Genomic DNA, 18774 nt, shown 5'->3' with positions numbered 1-18774 from the left:
GCTCCTCCAACGACGAGTATTTCGTGGTCCGAATTAGGATCTGGCTTTGCAATGCGCAAATAATAATAAGGATGGCCATGATCCCACATTAAAATATGCGGCACACTTCCATTCGGGATTCGCAGACCAATAACATATGTTCTATATGCAGCTTGCTTGGTATGCAGAACGATCGTGTCATTAAAAGGGGTGTTGGTTGCAACGACTACTGCTTGGCAATTGATTTCTCCTCCATTCGTGCTTACTTTCTGCAAAGTATTATTACCTTCGATACTTAATGCCCGTGTATCGCAATGAATTACTCCGCCATTGTCTAAAAATGCTTTTGTTAGGCCTTGTAAGTATTTAAGCGGATGAAATTGAGCTTGATTAGGGAATTGTATGGCGGGCCCGGTAGAAAAACTAATTTCAGGCACTTGTTCAACTATCTGGGCAGTCACCCCAGATCGATTTGCAGCTTCGAGTTCTTTATGAAGGTCAATGAAGCCCTTATCGGATAGGGAGTATAGATAACCCGTTACTCTTTCGAATGAGCACTCTATCTGTTCTTCCTCAATAATGTACTCGACTAAGTTTGTTGCTTGGGAAAAGCCGCGAGCTATTAATCTCGCCACGTCAGTGCTAAAGGATTTTTCAATTTTTGAATACCATTCGTCTGGAGGAAAAAAATGCGCTGTAGTTCGCCCGGTCTCACCACCTCCAATTAAATTTGCATCAATCAGGATAACTTTTTTTCCATTCTTTGATAGCAGATATGCAGTAGAAATACCTCCGATACCCCCCCCTATAATGCAAACATCAGCTTTTGTATTGTTTGTAAGAGGAGGAAATATTGGAATAGTATTGGTAGCTTGCCACAGTGGCACGGAAGATCCGTTCAAATTATAATTCATCTCTGTATCTTTTTAATTAAATTAGTTTATTTTTTTATATTCTTTAAAAAATTAGAAATAGCACATGCTTTCCCCGCCATTTTGGAGTTCTTCCTTATAAATTCCAATGGCTTGTCATCAATGAACGTTCCCGATAAACTCTTTGAATTTAGCTTGTCTTTCTTGACTGCGATTATTTAATTGAAAATGCGCATAGCAACCTCTTTTCAATTTTTAATTTATATAAAATTTCATAATTTGAAATTTTATATAAAGATTATTAAAGAGGTCTGTACGCAAAGTAACTTTAATAGAGCTAATTCAGAAATTCAGCGCATTACTATTACTTGGATGAGAAATTCCGCTTCAAAAGCAATAATCCTGCCAACAATAGCAACATAGTAATGCTCTCCAAACAAGCATAGTTGGCTCCGGTTTTGTCCATGACAACTTTGCTAGGAAATCCGTTAGGATCGATTGCTTGTTAAAGAAGTCGCTGGCCGCTGCTTTATTACGGTGCCCGGAAAGCTAAAATCAATCGTATCGCCAACTTTATCAACAGCTCGTTATAAAAAACTCCTTTACTCTTAACTTTGATATCACCAGCGCGTTTAATTTTTTAACCGCCAAAGCCATGGAAGATGAGTAATTGCTAACCCATCGGTTAAGCGTGGAATGGGCAATTTTCACGCCTCTTTCTTTCATAATGGCTTCAATGTCACGGTAAGTAACACCATACCTGGCATAGAAAAACAGCGTAGAGAATGACATCTTTTAGAAATTGAGCGCCTTTAAAACTGATCATCGGATTCTTCAATTACTAAAATTACCCAAGTATCACTCAAACTGAAAAACTTTGCGACAGAATCCATCGGTTTGCAATCTACATCATACGGTGGACCAACAGCTATGCCCTTGGCTTGCTATTCAGCCTTGATCGGTTATCTGGAAATGGACTGTCCATGACCCAAGAATTGATTACCAATATACTTGGTGTGCGGCGTGAAGAGGTGACGAAGGTCGCCGGCAATTTACAGCAATCGGGATTGATTCATTATCAGCGGGGACATATCACCGTATTGGTCGACCCGGATTGGAAGCGGGTGTTTGTGAATGTTATCAGATAGTCAAAGGAGAATAAGACCGTCTGTTTAGTCCTCATAATCCTTGAGAAATTATAATATTTATCTCGTGGCTTTAGATTAACTTATGTGCGTACGGTTAAGCACAGACAGAAAAAGTTTTCTGCAGTAATTTAGCTTTTTTGTATTTTATTTTCAGATAACGGGACAATTAGAGACATGCTTTAAATCTATTAGTTCCTTCCCATATCGAGATTTCTACAATTCTAGATCTTTATGTTGCTTATTGGGTTTGCCTAATTTCACAGAAAAATGCCCGTGTCGATCGCTCAAACTATTCCTATTGCCAATCGATTATTAGCTGCTTTACCTCGCAAGGATTTCGTACGATTTCTCGCAGACTGTGAAGAAGTAGAACTGGCCTTGAAAGAGGTCCTCTACTATCCCGGAGAACATATTTCGTATGTTTACTTCCCCATTAATAGTTACATTTCCTTAGCGACGCCGTTAGAACATGTTACGGGATTAGAAATGGGATTAGTCGGTAATGAAGGCATGTTGGGCGTTACGCTTATGCTTGGCGTCGATGTTGCACCATTGCGCGCGTTAGTTCAAGGACCAGGCCTTGCGCTACGTATAACGACACCATTGTTTCTCCGTGTGCTCGAGCAGAGCTCTGCGTTAGAGCGAGAGCTAAAGCGTTATCTTTATGTATTGATAAGTCAGATTGCGCAAACAGCTGCCTGTAATCGTTTTCATATGACGGAAGCGCGTCTTGCTCGTTGGTTACTGATGACTCAAGATAAGTCCCATTCCAATACATTTCATATCACGCATTTATTCCTTGCCTATATGTTGGGGGTGCGGCGCGTTAGCATCACCAAAGCGGCAAGTTCACTTCAGAACCGAAATATTATCAATTACCAACGAGGAAATATTACAATTCTCGACCGCAATGGACTGGAAGCCGTTTCTTGCAGTTGTTATCGGAGCGACAAGGAAATTTACCAGCGTGTCATGGTTTAAATATTTGGGTTCTAATTCCAATGGTACGAAAATTTAGGTTCTGTCGCATTAATTACAAAAACGTATATTTCAATAAAACTGCCAACAATAGCAACATATTAATGCTGGGCAGATTCAAGTCTGAAGTGCAACTTTTACAAGATTTACAGAAGGCAAGATGGGTTAGCATCTGAGCTTCTGGAACGATCAAATAAAAGGAGTACAGATGAAGCACTACCAGCAACTCAACCAAGAGCGATATCAGATATACGGGTTACTTAAAGCGGGATTTCATCAAACCGAATTGCGAATGAAATTGGCGTTCATTCGGCAAGTGCGTACCTGCAGGGTCTGACAAAGACCGAAATTGCCTACCCGGTTGGCGTGGATGAATTTACGGTTTATGGGTATTGGCTAAAGCGAAGAAGAAATCTTAACGAAATGATTATATTGTCTTATAATATTTCCTTAGTCAAAAAGGACGGATTTTGCAGCTATGAGGCAACTGCCTCTATACCGTATGGATCAGAAGGCGCTCGTTGATTCAGTATTCTTACTCGTATCTGGCGTCAATCGTAATTTATTTGATGCAGGGTTTTTGGGCTGATTGCTGGTTTGCAGATTCAACATATTGTTCAACCAGTTTTCACTTGGGGTCACTGGGTTATCATTCCAATGCTCGCTAAATCCATAAATTGATAAAAGCAGGAAAATTCCTTGAATGAAAATATAGATTCAACCCTGCGAGAAACATTGGATGCGCTCTACTATAACGAATCTCGTCGGGTGCTAGCAACGTTAATTCGCCTGTTGGGCGACTTCGATCTTGCGGAAGATGCCATGCATGATGCATTTGCTATTGCGCTGACTCAATGGCAGCGGGATGGAGTACCCACAAATCCGCGTGCTTGGCTGGTATCGACGGGGCGATTCAAGGCAATAGACCGCATGCGCAGGCAAACTCGGTTTGGAACCTCTTGGGAAGATGAGCAGATCTTCGAAGCATCATCTATGGAAGCTACTGATGTTGAAGATGAAACAATTGAAGATGATCGGTTACGACTTATTTTCACCTGTTGCCATCCGAGCATATCGCTAGATGCACAGGTAGCGCTTACTCTGCGTGAATTGTGTAACCTTACCACTGAAGAAGTTGCCCACGCATTTCTTAATGCGCCGGCAACGATAGCACAACGCATTGTTCGTGCCAAATCCAAAATCCGCAATGCGAATATTCCTTATGAGGTACCGGAAGTAGAGGATTTGCCCAATCGGTTGGAGGCCGTTTTAAAAGTCATTTACCTTGTGTTTAACGAAGGTTATTCGGCCTCCACGGGTAGTGAATTAATGCGACATGATCTCTCTGGAGAAGCTATCCGGCTTGGTCGACTCTTAATCGAACTTCTACCGGAAGAATCGGAAGCATTAGGCTTGCTGGCATTGATGCTGTTGCATGATTCCCGTAGAGCTGCACGCGCGGCACCCAATGGCGATTTGGTTCTGCTGGACGAGCAGGATCGCTCACTTTGGAACCATGAACAGATTGCTGAAGGCTCAGAGCTGACAAAGAAAGCGCTCAGTTCAGGCAATTTCGGGTCGTATACTCTGCAAGCAGCCATTGCGGCCGTTCATGCTGAAGCTTCCAACACTAACCAAATCGACTGGGCTGAAATTGTCGGTCTCTACGATCTGTTGTTACACGCGAACCAATCTCCTGTGGCTGAATTGAATCGCGCGGTGGCTGTGGCAATGCGTGACGGACCGGAAGCTGGCCTCGCGCTCGTCGATGATCTACTGTCACGAGGCGAACTCAACAAGTATCATTTGACATACGCGGCACAAGCCGACTTCTATCGTAAGCTTGGTAAAATAGAGCAAGCAAAAGTAGCTTATCAGTATGCGCTCAATTTGACCCGGCAGGAACCGGAGAGGCGTTTTCTGAATCGACGGTTGGCAGAATTGAAAAACTAATCAGCTCTTGTCGATTCTCGGCTCCGTTAATCGACCATAAAATGTAATCAATTATTCCATCGATTAATTAGGACTAAATCATGAAATACCTATGCTTGATCTGTGCGGAAACGGTTATGGAGCAAATGTCTGCGGTCGACGCTGAGAAACACTTCGAGGAGTACCGCGAGTTCACTGGCAACATCAGGACAAGCGGCCATTTTGTCGATTGCAATCGGTTATTGCCACCCATAGCCGCTATTACGGTTCGGGTTCGCAATGGCAAAGTTTCAACCTGCGACGGACCTTATGTGGAGACTAAGGAACAGCTTGGCGGCTACTATGTTATCGAAGCTCGCGATCTCAACGAGGCGATCCGGGTGGCATCAAGGATACCAGGAGCCGGAATCGGTTGTGTGGAGGTTCGACCGATAGCGGAGGATGTCCAGACTATTCATGCGCTCAGGATTGCCGAAACTGGCTGAAACAGAGGTATCTGACTCTCGCAAAACCAATGTGTCGAGAAAGTCTATGTGGAATTCTGGTTTTGCCAAACAACTGTAGTTGAAATCACCTGTTATAGAACATTATGAAATATCTCTGCCTTGTTTATTATGAAGAAAAGACCATTGATGCCATGACCAAGGATGAATGGGAGGCGCTCAACGGTGAATGTGTCGCCTCCGTCGCGCGACTTCAGCAAAGCGGGCACTTTCTGGGCGGTAATGCGCTTCAGTCAGTGCATACTGCCACTACCGTTCGAGTTCGATATGGTAGGCATCCATAACCGACGGACCTTTTGCCGAAACTAAAGAGCAATTGGCGGGATTTTATCTGTTAGATGCTCGTGATCTTAATGAAGCCATTCAACTGGCAAGCAAAATTCCGTCAGCGCGTCTCGGTAGCATTGAAATCAGGCCTATCCGGGAATGGCCCCCGGAATAGCTAAAATAAACGCAAGAGAGACCACAAAGTAGAAGTAGCAGTACGGTTTGCAAAAAAACATTCAAGATGTCGATTTCACCGAATCCCATTCGATTAATAAGCAGAGAACAAGTAGCCAATAAGCACAGCCCGGAAACTTAGCGCCCAACCTGGATCCTACTGGAGAAATCAACATGAATGCTCAAACAGAAAAGTCCATTCCAAAATTGATGCCAACCAACAGCATCAAGCTTCACCGTGTACTTCGCACGACACCAGAAAAAATTTATCGAGCTTTTCTTGATGCTGATGCAATTGCCAAATGGCTTCCGCCGAATGGATTCACGGGTAAGGTTCACCTGTTGGAAGCTAAGGTTGGGGGTGCCTACAAGATGTCATTCACTAACTTCTCTACAGGACACAGTCACTCTTTTGGCGGAAAATACCTTGAACTTGTACCTTTTGAACGCATTAGATATACAGATGCGTTCGATGACCCGAATTTAATCGGGGAAATGCTGACGACAATTTCTTTGAAAGCAGTGCCTTGCGGGGCCGAGTTAAATATAGTGCAGGAAGGTATACCCGAAACGATTCCGCCCGAAGCCTGCTATATCGGCTGGCAAGAGTCACTTACGCTGCTCGCTCAACTTGTTGAGGCGGAGATTCCGAACTCATGATGAAACCCTTTAAGCATCTGGTTGAGATTTATTAAAATCCGATATTAAAATTGAAATCAATTCAAACCAGCAAGAGAAATTCTCATGAATACGCCATCTGAAAAACCCATGTCTAAATTGATGCACACGTTAACGCCACATATTATTTGCGCGGGCGTTGCCGATGCAATCGAGTTCTATAAAAAGGCATTCAATGCCACCGAAATGTTGCGGTTGCCGGGGCCGGATGGGAAACTTATCCATGCCTGTCTCAAAATTGGTGATTCGGCGGTCATGCTGGCCGATGAAAGGCCGGACTGGAGCTCATTTGGACCGAAAACACTAAAATGAACGTCTGGTACCATCCATTTACAGGTCAACAATGTGGACGCAGCTTTTGAACAAGCTGTCAGTGCCGGGGCGAGGGTTAAAATGCCGGTTCATTATCTTAACGGAATTGTTAACAAATAAAATACAAAACCTATCAATATTAGCTTAATAGTAAGTCTCTAAAAAATCTTTTTAGTCTCAGGAGAATCAAAATGAAAAAAATATGTTGATGGCTATGTTATTCCCATTTCTAAGAACAACCTTGAGGATTATAAACAAATCGCCGAATTAGTTGGATTAATCTGAAAAGAACATGGTGCCTTTGAATTTATCGAATACGTGAGAGATGATCTGGATCAGAAAAAATTAATCTCGTTTAAGCAAGTAGCAAACGCTGACAAGAACGATACTGTCATTTTCTCCTGGATAATTTTCGAATCGTGTGAACATCGCGATAAGGTCAATGGAGCAGTCATGAACGATCCAAGGCTGGCGGAAATGATGAACTCCGATTCTACGGCGGCTTTAAAGTACTCGTTGATGCCCGAGTTAAGCTTTCAGATAAATTTCAACAAATCTTTTTGCACGCTTCTCAATTTTTATAAGGAGAATACCATGCGTATCATACAACTTACTCTCACCGTATTCTGTGTTTTACTGATGTCATCTATTGCCTTCGCCCAAGACAAGAAAGAAGAACAGTCTATGGATCCCCAGGTCATAATGGAGCAGTACATGAAACTGGCCACGCCCGGCGAACAGCATAAACTGTTCGCCAGCCTTGCGGGAAGCTGGACCACTAAAACCAAGGAATGGATGGAGCTCGGTAAGCCACCCATGGAATCAACAGGTACCGCGGAAATGAAAATGCTGCTGGGTGGTCGTTTTCTTCAGCAGGAATATAACGGCCAAATGCATGGGCGGCCTTACACCGGGATAGGGATCAGCGCTTATGACAATTTACTTAAACGCTATGTTTCAACATGGATGGATACCATGAGCACAGGCATTTTCTCCATGGAAGGCACGGCGAGTGCGGATGGCAAGACTATCACACTGAATGGCAAACACGCTGAACTGGGCGGGGGATACATGACTCATCGCGCTATTTGGAAGATTATTAATAAAGATACCCAGGAATTTGTTATGTACGGAACGCATCATGGCGGCAAGGAAATGAAGATGATGGAGATCTTTTATACAAGAAAGCTGTAATACGAGGAGATAGAACAAACGCAGCCTTGATAAAGCGTAATGAAATCGAGCTTGCGAAGCTAAATATTTTTGATGCCAAGGAGAAATTATGATGAAGACTAATCTCATCTCCTCCTAGGAGAGCATGTAATTGCATTGGTATGTAGGAGTTACACGAGCAGAAACTAAAGCCCATCGACTATACCGTGCAAAATATTAAAATATAGGAGAGTAACGATGAAGAAGAACACGGTCTGCCTATGGTACGATCATGACGCGGAGGAAGCCGCACGCTTTTACGCCCAGACCTTTCCCGACAGCACAGTCGGCGCGGTGCATCGGGCACCGTCTGATTTTCCAGGTGGCAAGGCAGGCGACGTCCTGACGGTCGAATTCACGGTGTGTGGCGTGCTATGCCTTGGTCTCAACGGCGGGGATACGTTCAAGCACAGTGAGGCATTCTCCTTTCAGATCGCCACCGACGACCAGACGGAGACCGACCGGTATTGGGAAGCGATCGTCGATAACGGCGGCGTGGAGAGCGAGTGCGGCTGGTGTAAGGACAAATGGGGATTGTCGTGGCAGATCACGCCGCGCGTCCTGACCGAGGCGATGGCCAGTGGCGGCGATGTGGCGAAGCGTACATTCGAGGCAATGATGGAGATGCAGAAGATCGACGTTGCCAAGATTGAGGCGGCGGTGCGCGGCGATTCCGTGCCAAATGTTCCTTCATATGACGTCGAAATCGTCGATTATCATTAGGAGAAAAACCATGCCAAAAAGAGTAGGCGAACCGATACATCCCGGAGAAATTCTGGCCGAGGAGCTTGAATTTATGGGCATCAATGGGGTCGAGTTGGCCACAAAGATTGATGTGCCTAAGAATCGCATATATCAGATCGTGAATGGTGAGCGCAGCATTACAGCTGATACAGCTTTGCGCCTCGGAAAATTCTTTGGGACAGGCCCAAGAATTTGGCTCAAACTGCAGATAGCCTATGATTTGGATGTTGCTTCAAAGCAAATGGGCAACGTGCTTAATGACATTTTTACATATGAACACCAACTAACCTAAAGGGGATAGAAGCGGCGTTGTTGAATAAATCGAACTGTCGGTAAAAAGATGGCATATCTGGCATAATTCTGCAGGATTTTACCTTCAGAAAAGCCAATGCCTTATAAACCAACGAGAACCGCCGCCATAAGAACAAAAAATCTCGTTATATAGTGACGAACTGGCATGAATAAACAACGGATTACGGCGACGGGGTGAAATCACGATTTGGCTTACGGAAACGGCAATCTCTGAGTGGCGTCCGGCCATGACGAGAGCCTGTGGGCGACCCCAGGAGTATTCTGATATCCCCATAGAAACTGTTTTATTTCTTCGCCAAGTATTTCATCTGCCGTTACGTCAAACCGAAGGTTTCATGAATTTGCTTGCCCGTTTCATGAAAGCCGACATCACTATTCCTGACTTTAGCAGTATTTCCCGGCGCAGCATTGCCTTGCCTAGACATATATTGGCCAAAGCGATGAAACCAGGCAGTCTCGTGATTATTGATTCTACTAGACTCAAGGTCTACGGCAAAGACGAGTGGCACCAAGAAAAACACGATGTTCTTGTTCGCCGTACATGGCGTAAGCTACATCTTGCAGTTGATGAGAATCATCAACTGTTGGTGTGCGAACTCACCACGCCGGAAGTTGATGGCCCCACTGCGGTTCCAGATTTACTGATTCAAATTGACGCGCCTTTTGAGATCTTTATCGCCGATGGCGCCTATGATGGCGAACCGATTTTCCAAGCGGTCTTGACTCATCAACCTGATGCACAAGTGATCATTCCCCCACACAAGACTGCTGTCCGTTCAGCGGCAGGCGACACCCAGCGAGACGGCCATACCAAGGTGATTGTTCAGCATGGACGCATTTCTGGGCAAAAGAAGACAGGTTATGGTTTGCGCAACTATGCCGAACTTTCCGTGCAACGCTACAAGCGTATTATTGGCAACGTCATGAAAGCCTGTGCACTCAACAGAATAACCAATCTCGGCATTCCCGGGTCTATAAAAATCTTAAAATTAACGAGAGAATGTGGACTTCTGTTCAAATTTTGATTTATTCAACAACGCCAACCAGATATCAGCTTTCTTTCGTTAGTGCGACAGAACCCGTGATGGAAATGTTAGGATGGAGAAGCATGTGTGATTGAACGAGAGACCATTTCTTTGGGGGAAGTAATCGGTGCGCTGAATCGCGGAGTGACCGTTGTTACTGGTAACAAACGCTTGGCGGGCGTCACTTGTCAGGCCTTTGAACAATCGGCGATAAACAACGGCCTCGAAGCTTGGCCAACCCCGGATATATTACCTTGGGCTGCCTGGCTGCAGCGGGCCTGGGAAGAGGCCGTTGTTTCAGGTGTCGTGACTGCACCTGAGCTCTTGCTTACATCCCAACAGGAACAACGTATATGGGAAGACATCGTTACTGAGAGTGCGGTGGATCAGCATTTGCAGCAGCTGACCGGAACAGTGCGTCTTGCGCAGGAAGCGTGGCAGTTGATTCAATCGTGGCGGCTATCATTAACTGGTGCAACATTTCGCTATAATAGCGACAGTATGGCATTTTTTGAATGGGCATCGCGATTCGAAGCAAAGTGTATGGAGAAGGGTTGGCTTTCACTTGCTCGCCTTTCCGACGAACTTCAGCCTAGCATTCTGGCAGGAGATTTGCCTACACCTGCGGAACTGATGTTGATTGGTTTCGATGAACTGACACCACAACAGCAGCGGTTGTTGCAAACGCTGATCGAGTCGGATTGTGATGTGCGATGGATGCATCTCGCGGGTAAGGAAAGTAAGGAAACCAGAATTGGATGCGTCGATGTACGTCAGGAGGCCACAACCATGGCCAGATGGGTTCGGCAGCGGCTCGATGAAAATCCAGAGACATTGATCGGTGTTGTAGTTCCTGAACTCGCATCGCAACGAGATATCGTGATTCATGCGCTTGACGAGAGACTGGTCCCGCACGTACTGCAGCCAGGGTACCAGTATCTCGTGCGCCCATTTAATATTTCGCTCGGTCCACCGTTGAGTACGTATCCCATTATCAGTATTGCATGTAAGTTGCTCGGCTTATTGGCGCCAACAATTAGTCTGGAAGACGCGGGTAGATTGCTTCGTTCACCCTTTATTGCAGGGTGGGAACGGGAAGCCAGTACTCGAGCATTGCTCGATGGTCGACTGAGGGAGACAGGTGAACTTAACGTGGCATTGGAGACGTTGCGTTATCACGCGTCACAAATCAACAAGCCATATTCATGCCCGCTACTTGCAGAAAACATTGATGCCTGGATTAAAGCTGCGCGGGAGTGCTCGCGTACGGACAGCCCAGGACAGTGGTCGGAACGCTTTGCGAGATTATTAAAGGCAATTGGATGGGCGAGTGGGCGCGCTTTATCAAGTGAAGAGTACCAGGTCGCGGAAGCATGGCGGGAACTCCTGGGCACGTTTGCATCACTGGAGCCGGTAACAGAACCGATGGCCGCGTCCACTGCCGTGGCTCAATTGCGGCGCATGGCGGGGGAACGAACGTTTCAGCCGCAAACCGGGACGGTACCGGTGCAGGTGCTGGGAATGCTTGAGGCGAGTGGCCTTGAATTTGATAGTCTTTGGATCATGGGCCTGCATGATGGCGCGTGGCCAGCACCCCTACGACCGAATCCGTTTATTCCGCTGCCTTTGCAGCGGGGCGTCGGGCTGCCACATTCAAGTGAGGAGCGAGAGCTACAAGTGTCGCGCACGATGACCCGTCGGATGTTGGCGAGTGCGGACGAGGTGGTTGTGAGTTTTCCGCAGCGCAGTGGCGATGAGGAGCTTCGACCCAGCCCACTCATTACTGATCTCTCCATTGCGGATCCAGAGATTTTACGGTTGTGGCCAGCTCCGACATGGCAAAATATTGTTCACAACAGTGCCAGGTTAACGCCATTGGAGGAAGATCCCGCACCGCCCCTGATGAATGAAGAAGTCAAAGGTGGTAGCGCCGTTTTCAAACTTCAGGCCGCGTGTCCTTTTCGCGCCTTTGCGGAACTGCGGTTGGGAGCACGTGCACTCAGGCAAGCCGACATCGGCTTGGATGCAATGGCCCGAGGCTTATTGATGCACCGTGTCCTTGAGAAAGTGTGGCACGCATTGGATTCACACGCACAGCTCATTGCCATGGATGACTCACAATTGCAAGCCCTGGTAAACAGTATGGTGAGCGAGGCGATCGATGAGATTGCTAGTCGGTATTCACAAACATTTACCCGGCGCTTCCGGAAAATGGAAACCGAACGCTTGTGTCGGCACGTGCTGGAATGGTTGGAGTTGGAAAAGCAGCGTGTGCCGTTTCGTGTCGTGGAGAAAGAGGAAAAACATGAAGCGACTGCCGGCGGGGTGCGTGTTCAGTTAAAAATTGACCGCATCGATGAACTGGCCGATGGCCGCCAGGTTGTGATTGATTACAAAACCGGTGAGGTAAAGCCTGCCCAGTGGTTTGGGGAGCGCCCCGACGAGCCACAACTACCACTCTACAGTATGGCGGTGGGTGGTGATATTGCCGGCGTGCTATTTGCGCAAGTGAAAGCGGGTGGTATGGCATTTAATGGGGTAGCTGCAGACGAAGGACTAGCACCTGGCGTTAAGTCATTTGAAACCTTGAGGCAGACGCGCGAAGCCAACTCTTGGTCGAATGTGTTATGCGATTGGCGGGCAACAATGGAAAAATTGGGTGCGGGTTTTCGTAATGGAGAAGCATCGGTAGATCCGAAGAAATACCCTGTCACCTGCACCTACTGTGAACTCAAACCATTATGTCGTATCAACGAGTTGAACGTGTTGAATGGTGAGTCTTCCGAAGCGGAGGGCCAGGCATGGGCGAACAAGGAAGAATAGCCGACCAAGAAGCACGTTCACGAGCGCTAGATCCATCAGCGTCGTTCATTGTTCAGGCGCCAGCGGGTTCAGGGAAAACGGGGCTTCTGACCCAGCGGTTCCTAGTACTCCTGGCGGGTGTCGACGCGCCGGAAGAGATTGTAGCGATTACGTTTACGCGGAAAGCGGCAGGTGAAATGCGCCAACGGATATTGGAGGCATTGAAACGCGCCAAGAGTGATCAGCCGCCAGAGAGGGAGCATGAAAAACATACCTGGAAGCTCGCCCAGCGAGCACTGATGCGCGATAAAGAACAGGGATGGCAATTGCTTGATAATCCGGCGCGCCTGCGCATCCAGACGATCGACTCCCTTTGTACAGCATTGGCGCGGCAGATGCCGATCCTCTCCCAGTTTGGTTCGGTGCCAGCCATTGCCGAAGATGCCGAGCCACTCTATCTCGCGGCGGCCAGGAATACTATTGCTGAGTTGGAATCTGGCGCTAATTGGTCGGATGCCATTGCACATTTGATTCAACATTTAGATAATCGACTGGATAAATTACAGGGTTTGATTGCCACCATGCTCGCCCGACGTGATCAATGGTTGCGTCACCTCGCCGGCCGAGACCACCCATTGCTCGAACGGAAAAACCTGGAAGCGGCCATGGCCCGTCTGGTCACTGAGGCGTTGAGTGAACTGGCAAAACATGTGCCCGGCGCATGCGGACCGGAACTGATCGAGTTGGCCCTGTTTGCTGCGGAGAATCTGGAAGGCACGGATTCCCCGATTCTTGTTTGTTCCGACCTCCAAGGCTTACCAGGATCGCAAGTGATGGACCGCGGTCAGTGGGAAGGACTTGCGAAGATGTTGTTGACGGAGGAGGGTGCTTGGCGTAAGAGCTTGACCAAGAATCAGGGATTTCCAGCACCAAGTAGTGCCAAAGATAAGGAAGAAAAGATCCGATTAACTGAGATGAAGCAACGAATGACGGCTCTGCTGGAGTTATTGCAAGGCGAGGATGCATTTCGTGAGCAGTTGGCTTTGTTGCAGGAGTTGCCGCCGCATCAATACACCAATGGTGAATGGGAAACCTTACAGGCATTGGTTGAATTGTTACGCATAGCGGCAGCTCACCTGGAACTTGTGTTCAGTGAACAAGGTCAGGTGGACTTTCCCGCCTTGACCCAGGCAGCTATTAGGGCATTGGGTGAACCCGAAGCGCCGACGGATCTTGCACTGGCACTGGATTATCGTATTCGCCACTTATTGATGGACGAGTTTCAGGACACTTCGTTCAATCAGTACGAATTGCTCACACGATTGACGGCCGGTTGGCAGCCGGGGGATGGCCACAGCCTGTTTGTGGTGGGCGATCCCATGCAGTCAATATATCGTTTCCGAGAAGCGGAAGTGGGATTATTTCTCGCGGCAAGAGAACACGGGATCGGTCAGGTGCCGCTCGAGTTTCTCCGTCTCGCGGTTAATTTCCGCTCGCAACAAGGGATCATCGATTGGATTAATCAAAACTTTCCGCACGTATTGCCTCCAGATGATAACGTCGTCAGTGGAGCCGTGTCCTATGCACCGTCAACAGCCTTTCACCCGCAATTGCAAGCGGATGCCGTTACCGTCCATCGATCACTCGTCCATTCATCGCAAAAGCGCGATGATAACGCTGAGGCACGCGAGATCGTGACGATAGTGCAGCAGGCAAAGCGAGAGCAACCGGACAGCACGATTGCAATTCTTGTTCGTAGCCGCAATCATCTGGTGCAGATCGTAGAGCAGTTACAGAAGGCTAAGCTCCGTTTTCAGGCTGTTGAGATCGAGCGATTAGCACACCGGCCTGTAGTGCAGGATCTGCTCGCGCTGACTCGGGCATTGAGTCATATCGGTGATCGCATCGCGTGGCTGGCGGTGCTTCGTGCACCGTTTTGTGGGTTGACGCTCGAAGATCTGCATACTCTGGCAGGAGATGATTACAATCGAACCATTATCGATCTGCTTCATCAAGAACAACGCAGGGAACAACTGAGCGAAGATGGCCGCGCCCGTATAGTCCGAGTATTGCCTGTACTGGATACGGCGCTCTCAGAGCAGGCGCGTTGTTCCCTGCGGAGCAGTATCGAAGGTTCATGGATCGCGCTTGGCGGTCCGGCCTGTGTAACGGACGAGACTGATCTGGAAGATGCAGAGGTCTATTTACAGTTGCTTGAAAAACTCGGCAAGGCAGGTGATGTACCGGATATCCATGATCTTAACAAGCAGATTGAGAAGCTCTTCGCATTGCCAGACGTGGAAGCGGACGGTTTGCTTCAACTCATGACTATCCATAAATCCAAGGGACTGGAGTTTGATACTGTGATCATGCCTGGACTGGGGCGCAGCCCAAAACATGATGATGAGAAGTTATTGCATTGGTTGACACGTGGTCGTGGGTCAGGCAATAGTGATCTTCTTCTTGCCCCGATTAGCGCACACGGCGAAGATCGGAATCTGATGACTGCATACCTGCAGCGATTAGATAAGGCGAAGGGACGTTTTGAGGATAGTCGCTTATTGTATGTTGCCGCGACGCGGGCAAAGCAACGCCTGCACCTTTTCGGGCACGCTGGTATTCAGGAACATGATGGTGGGCTTGAACTAAAAGATCCACCCAAAGACTCCCTTTTGGCGCGCCTATGGCCTGTGGTGGAAAATGACTTTAAGTCTCTTCTTGCTGAGCAGGATATCGGAACATCGTTACTAGAAGATGTGATTGAACCTGCAAAAAATACCCCCGTTCGCCTCCGATTGGCAACGGACTGGTCACTGCTAACCCCGCCGGATTCCATTCAGATTTCTGAAACGAGAATGGAAGGTATAGCGGGTGGGTTGATAGAGTTTAGTTGGGCAGGAGAGACTGCGCGACACGTTGGTACTGTAGTGCATCGACTGCTTCAACACATAGGAACGGTTGGTATTGAGCATGTTAAGTCTGGCGACTTGCGCCGTTTCGAGCAGATTGGTCGTAAAATGCTGGTACGCTTAGGAGTGCCGGAGGGACGCATCAAGGTTGCGCTTGAAGAGATAGATGCGGCTCTGCAGGCTGCATTAGAAGACGAGCGAGGCCGGTGGATTTTGAGTGGGTTGCACGAAAAGGCAGTTTGTGAACTGGCTTTGAGTGGCAAACTAGGCGGCGGTATAGACCACATGGTTATCGATCGGACATTCGTGGATGAGCATGGCACACGCTGGATCATCGATTACAAGACAGGCGCCCATACTGGTGGCGGTGTTGATGAGTTTCTTGATCGTGAGCGGGAGCGCTATCGTCAACAGTTGGAACGTTACGCAGTTATCATGAGCAAAATGGAAAAAAAACCCATTCGACTGGGCCTGTATTTTCCGCTGCTAGGAGGATGGCGAGAGTGGTCATTTTAGAGTGCTGTGCATTTTTGTCCGTAAATATACGCTTAGATTATAAGATTTTGATTTATAGCGACTAATATAATTTGTTGTCAAGAATTTATTTTTCTTAAACAGATAAAGAAATATGATATTTTGATCACGATATAGGTTTATTCACTCGTTTTATTGGGCTAAATTGCGCAAAAATAGGTTAAAAACACGATACTGTATATTTACGGACAAAAATGCACAGAACTCTGATTTCCTGCGTAACATTTAGCACTTTCCAAATTTTCTACTCTATAATTTCAGGCAGAACAAAACGTTGCCAGTCCGCTTGATCCAGAAAAATATGAAGTTGAATCCGTTCACCTTGGTACCGACAAATCACGTTTGACTGAAGCGGAATCCGCTGGGGTTAAATCTGTTCCTGCCTTGGTTTTGGATGGGACACCTTTCCACATTAACTTTGGTGCGGGCATCGAAGCTTTGAAATAAGTTTTTTGTTACAGGGTGCCGAATATCATTTTTCCACACACATGCTAAACGATCTAATGTTTATGAAAGATTATTAATCAATTGATTGTCCTAGTTTTGTCTATCCCAGATATTTAGATTATGTAAATAGATAACAGATTATAGTAAAATGTTTGCGGCTTTCTAAAGCTGACCACTACTTCGCATGAACATCTAACTTTTGCGGTGTAAGACAGTATCCCATAGCATTCATGATGGCTTAATACTTTCAAACTTGGGATTTCCTTCTTCTGATGGAGCTTTTTGAATGCCATTCCGTGTAATCCCTGTTTCCTTTGCTAATGCTGAGATACCTTTGACGCGAGTAATCATACGTAATTGAGAGAGCAAGGCCGCCGTACAACTATCCTTTGCGTATTCTTTGAAAGCAATAGAAAGATAACCATCAATCTCATCAGGATGATTACGGTAATACACCTCTTCAGTTTTCCTCCAGTGTTCTGTAGGTACGTTTATATTTGTTGCGATTTAAAAATTCATGGCATAGGTTTACACTCTCTATGCTGTCTCAAAAGTTCTCAATTTCTTAGAGGTGCCCCATGGACTTTGACCCGAATGGAAAGCGACTACCAATAAAGATTGACACAACAACCAATGCTGAATATTGCCCACTTCCACTCACTTTCACAGAACAAGCCGCAAACCGCCATGCACATGAATTTATAGATCAAGCTTGCAAAGTCACAAATAAAGGCCGTCGCGCATTTTTAAAAACTTTGGCTGGTTCTGCAGCTACCCTACTAGCATTTAACCAAGTTTTTGCGCGTTCAGGCCAGACGGGTGGCTATTTCTCCATCGCACAAGAAGCCGCATATGACCAATCCGCCGCGCAAGTCAGTCTTGGTGATAGTGAATCTATTTTTGATATCCAGAATCACTGTGTTGATCCTTCCGGAAAGTGGGCTCAGGGAGAATCCGGGGAACGCTGGATCAGCGTACTCAATGAAGTATTTGGTCAACGGCGCAAATGCAGCACGGAACAATTCGATTGCTATTCAGCTGAACAAATGGTTAAGGAAGTATTTCTGGACAGCGATACGGACGTCTCGGTAGTTTCAGCACTGTGGGGAGGGCGAGACAGCAGTCCAACTCCGATGGAATACGCAGCCGAGGCACGCCAACTTGCCGCTGCAGGTGGTGCTAATCACCGCATTCTGATCCAAGGCGGCGTCATGCCAAACGAACCCGGCGGACTCGAATTTATGGAAACACAGGCAAAAGAATACAATGTTGCTGCATGGAAAACTTATCCGCAATGGGGACCCGATGGATCCGGCTATTTTATGGATGACCATGATTACGGAATACCAATGATTGAAAAAGCGCGCGATCTCAAGGTTAAGACCATTTGTGCACATCGCGGCTTACCATTAAGCGGCATGGAATATAAATACTCACATCCAGCCGATATTGCCAGAGCAGCGAAGTTATATCCGGATGTCACTTTTATTTGCTATCACTCCGGTTTTGAATCTGGCGTAGAAGAAGGTCCCTACACACCAAGCGCTGCACAGGGCGTTGATCGCCTCATCAAGGCGCACCAAGAAAACGGCTTTCGTTCTAATGAAGGCAATCTCTATGCCGAACTTGGCAGTGTATGGCGATCTTGTATGAGTAAACCTGACCAAGCTGCTCATCTGATGGGAAAGTTGATTAAATACTTTGGTGCAGAACGTATCTGTTGGGGTACTGATGCTCTTTGGTATGGCAGCCCGCAGGACCAAATTTTGGCTTTACGCAGTTTTCAAATCAGTGAGAAGATCCAAGAAAAATATGCTTACCCCGCCATTACTACGGCAATGCGTCAACATATTTTTGGACTCAACGCTGCTAAAATCTATGCAATCGATGTGCCGGCAATACAAAAAACGCTGCAGAGCGACAGCATTTCTAAACTCATAACTATT

At 46.9% G+C, this 18774-nt stretch carries 17 protein-coding genes and 1 pseudogene; 16 read left to right on the top strand and 2 right to left on the bottom strand.

The genetic code is table 11. From position 1 onward, the window contains the following. A partial coding sequence (locus C7H79_RS14565) for an NAD(P)/FAD-dependent oxidoreductase (RefSeq protein WP_147383625.1) occupies positions 1–893 on the bottom strand: 893 nt, incomplete at its 3' end. A 941-nt stretch (positions 894–1834) separates the two neighbouring features. On the opposite strand from C7H79_RS14565, the gene C7H79_RS19520 reads away from it, so the two are divergent. The 15 genes and pseudogenes from C7H79_RS19520 to C7H79_RS14495 all read left to right on the top strand — a co-directional run bounded on the left by C7H79_RS19520 (position 1835) and on the right by C7H79_RS14495 (position 16363). Beyond that, positions 1835–1999 (top strand): helix-turn-helix domain-containing protein, encoded by a 165-nt coding sequence (locus C7H79_RS19520; protein ID WP_374058017.1) that lies wholly within the window; start codon positions 1835–1837, stop codon positions 1997–1999. A 267-nt stretch (positions 2000–2266) separates the two neighbouring features. After that, positions 2267–2980, top strand: coding sequence for a Crp/Fnr family transcriptional regulator (locus C7H79_RS14555; RefSeq protein WP_106708006.1), 714 nt, complete (start codon positions 2267–2269; stop codon positions 2978–2980). Between the two features lie 696 nt (positions 2981–3676). After that, positions 3677–4930 (top strand): RNA polymerase sigma factor, encoded by a 1254-nt coding sequence (locus tag C7H79_RS14550; protein WP_106708004.1) that lies wholly within the window; start codon positions 3677–3679, stop codon positions 4928–4930. 80 nt (positions 4931–5010) lie between these two features. Further along, positions 5011–5394, top strand: a complete 384-nt coding sequence (locus C7H79_RS14545) for a YciI family protein (protein WP_106708002.1) — start codon at positions 5011–5013, stop codon at positions 5392–5394. A 104-nt stretch (positions 5395–5498) separates the two neighbouring features. After that, positions 5499–5696, top strand: a complete 198-nt coding sequence (locus tag C7H79_RS19050; RefSeq protein WP_242447318.1) for a YciI family protein — start codon at positions 5499–5501, stop codon at positions 5694–5696. A gap of 32 nt (positions 5697–5728) precedes the next feature. Continuing rightward, the gene (locus C7H79_RS19045; protein ID WP_242447317.1) at positions 5729–5854 is read left to right on the top strand and encodes a YciI family protein; all 126 of its coding nucleotides are present in this window, start codon (positions 5729–5731) and stop codon (positions 5852–5854) included. A 173-nt stretch (positions 5855–6027) separates the two neighbouring features. Continuing rightward, positions 6028–6513, top strand: coding sequence for an SRPBCC family protein (locus C7H79_RS14535; protein WP_374058016.1), 486 nt, complete (start codon positions 6028–6030; stop codon positions 6511–6513). An 84-nt stretch (positions 6514–6597) separates the two neighbouring features. Continuing rightward, positions 6598–6843 carry a VOC family protein gene (locus C7H79_RS14530; protein ID WP_197714646.1) on the top strand — a complete coding sequence of 82 codons (246 nt, stop codon included), beginning with the start codon at positions 6598–6600 and terminating at the stop codon, positions 6841–6843. A 297-nt stretch (positions 6844–7140) separates the two neighbouring features. Further along, positions 7141–7314, top strand: a pseudogene (locus tag C7H79_RS19515) (DUF1428 family protein); the annotation flags it as partial. Between the two features lie 123 nt (positions 7315–7437). Beyond that, complete coding sequence (locus C7H79_RS14520) at positions 7438–8037, top strand: DUF1579 domain-containing protein (protein WP_147383624.1); 600 nt, start codon at positions 7438–7440, stop codon at positions 8035–8037. Positions 8038–8253: 216 nt separating this feature from the next. Then, on the top strand, positions 8254–8778 hold the full coding sequence (locus C7H79_RS14515; RefSeq protein WP_106707998.1) for a VOC family protein: 525 nt from the start codon (positions 8254–8256) through the stop codon (positions 8776–8778). 10 nt (positions 8779–8788) lie between these two features. Next, entirely contained in the window at positions 8789–9091 is a 303-nt protein-coding gene (locus tag C7H79_RS14510; RefSeq protein ID WP_197714645.1) for a HigA family addiction module antitoxin, read from the top strand. A gap of 169 nt (positions 9092–9260) precedes the next feature. Further along, positions 9261–10136: an IS5 family transposase gene (locus C7H79_RS14505; RefSeq protein WP_106707994.1), complete on the top strand. Its 876-nt coding sequence runs from the start codon at positions 9261–9263 to the stop codon at positions 10134–10136. A gap of 87 nt (positions 10137–10223) precedes the next feature. After that, positions 10224–12959 (top strand): PD-(D/E)XK nuclease family protein, encoded by a 2736-nt coding sequence (locus C7H79_RS14500; RefSeq protein WP_106707992.1) that lies wholly within the window; start codon positions 10224–10226, stop codon positions 12957–12959. Continuing rightward, positions 12938–16363 carry a UvrD-helicase domain-containing protein gene (locus C7H79_RS14495; RefSeq protein WP_106707990.1) on the top strand — a complete coding sequence of 1142 codons (3426 nt, stop codon included), beginning with the start codon at positions 12938–12940 and terminating at the stop codon, positions 16361–16363. Before C7H79_RS14500 ends, C7H79_RS14495 begins: the two co-directional genes overlap by 22 nt. A gap of 693 nt (positions 16364–17056) precedes the next feature. On the opposite strand, the gene C7H79_RS19040 is transcribed toward C7H79_RS14495, so the two are convergent. After that, on the bottom strand, positions 17057–17284 hold the full coding sequence (locus C7H79_RS19040; RefSeq protein ID WP_242447316.1) for a helix-turn-helix domain-containing transcriptional regulator: 228 nt from the start codon (positions 17282–17284) through the stop codon (positions 17057–17059). Positions 17285–17406: 122 nt separating this feature from the next. On the opposite strand from C7H79_RS19040, the gene C7H79_RS14480 reads away from it, so the two are divergent. After that, positions 17407–18774 (top strand): amidohydrolase family protein (locus C7H79_RS14480; protein WP_106707988.1); only part of this gene is annotated, 1368 nt, incomplete at its 3' end.

The sequence above is a fragment of the Nitrosomonas supralitoralis genome (genome assembly GCF_003011925.2).
GTDB lineage: Bacteria > Pseudomonadota > Gammaproteobacteria > Burkholderiales > Nitrosomonadaceae > Nitrosomonas > Nitrosomonas supralitoralis.
Note: the sequence above shows the minus strand (reverse complement) of the source record. Positions and strands in the feature narration are given on the sequence as shown.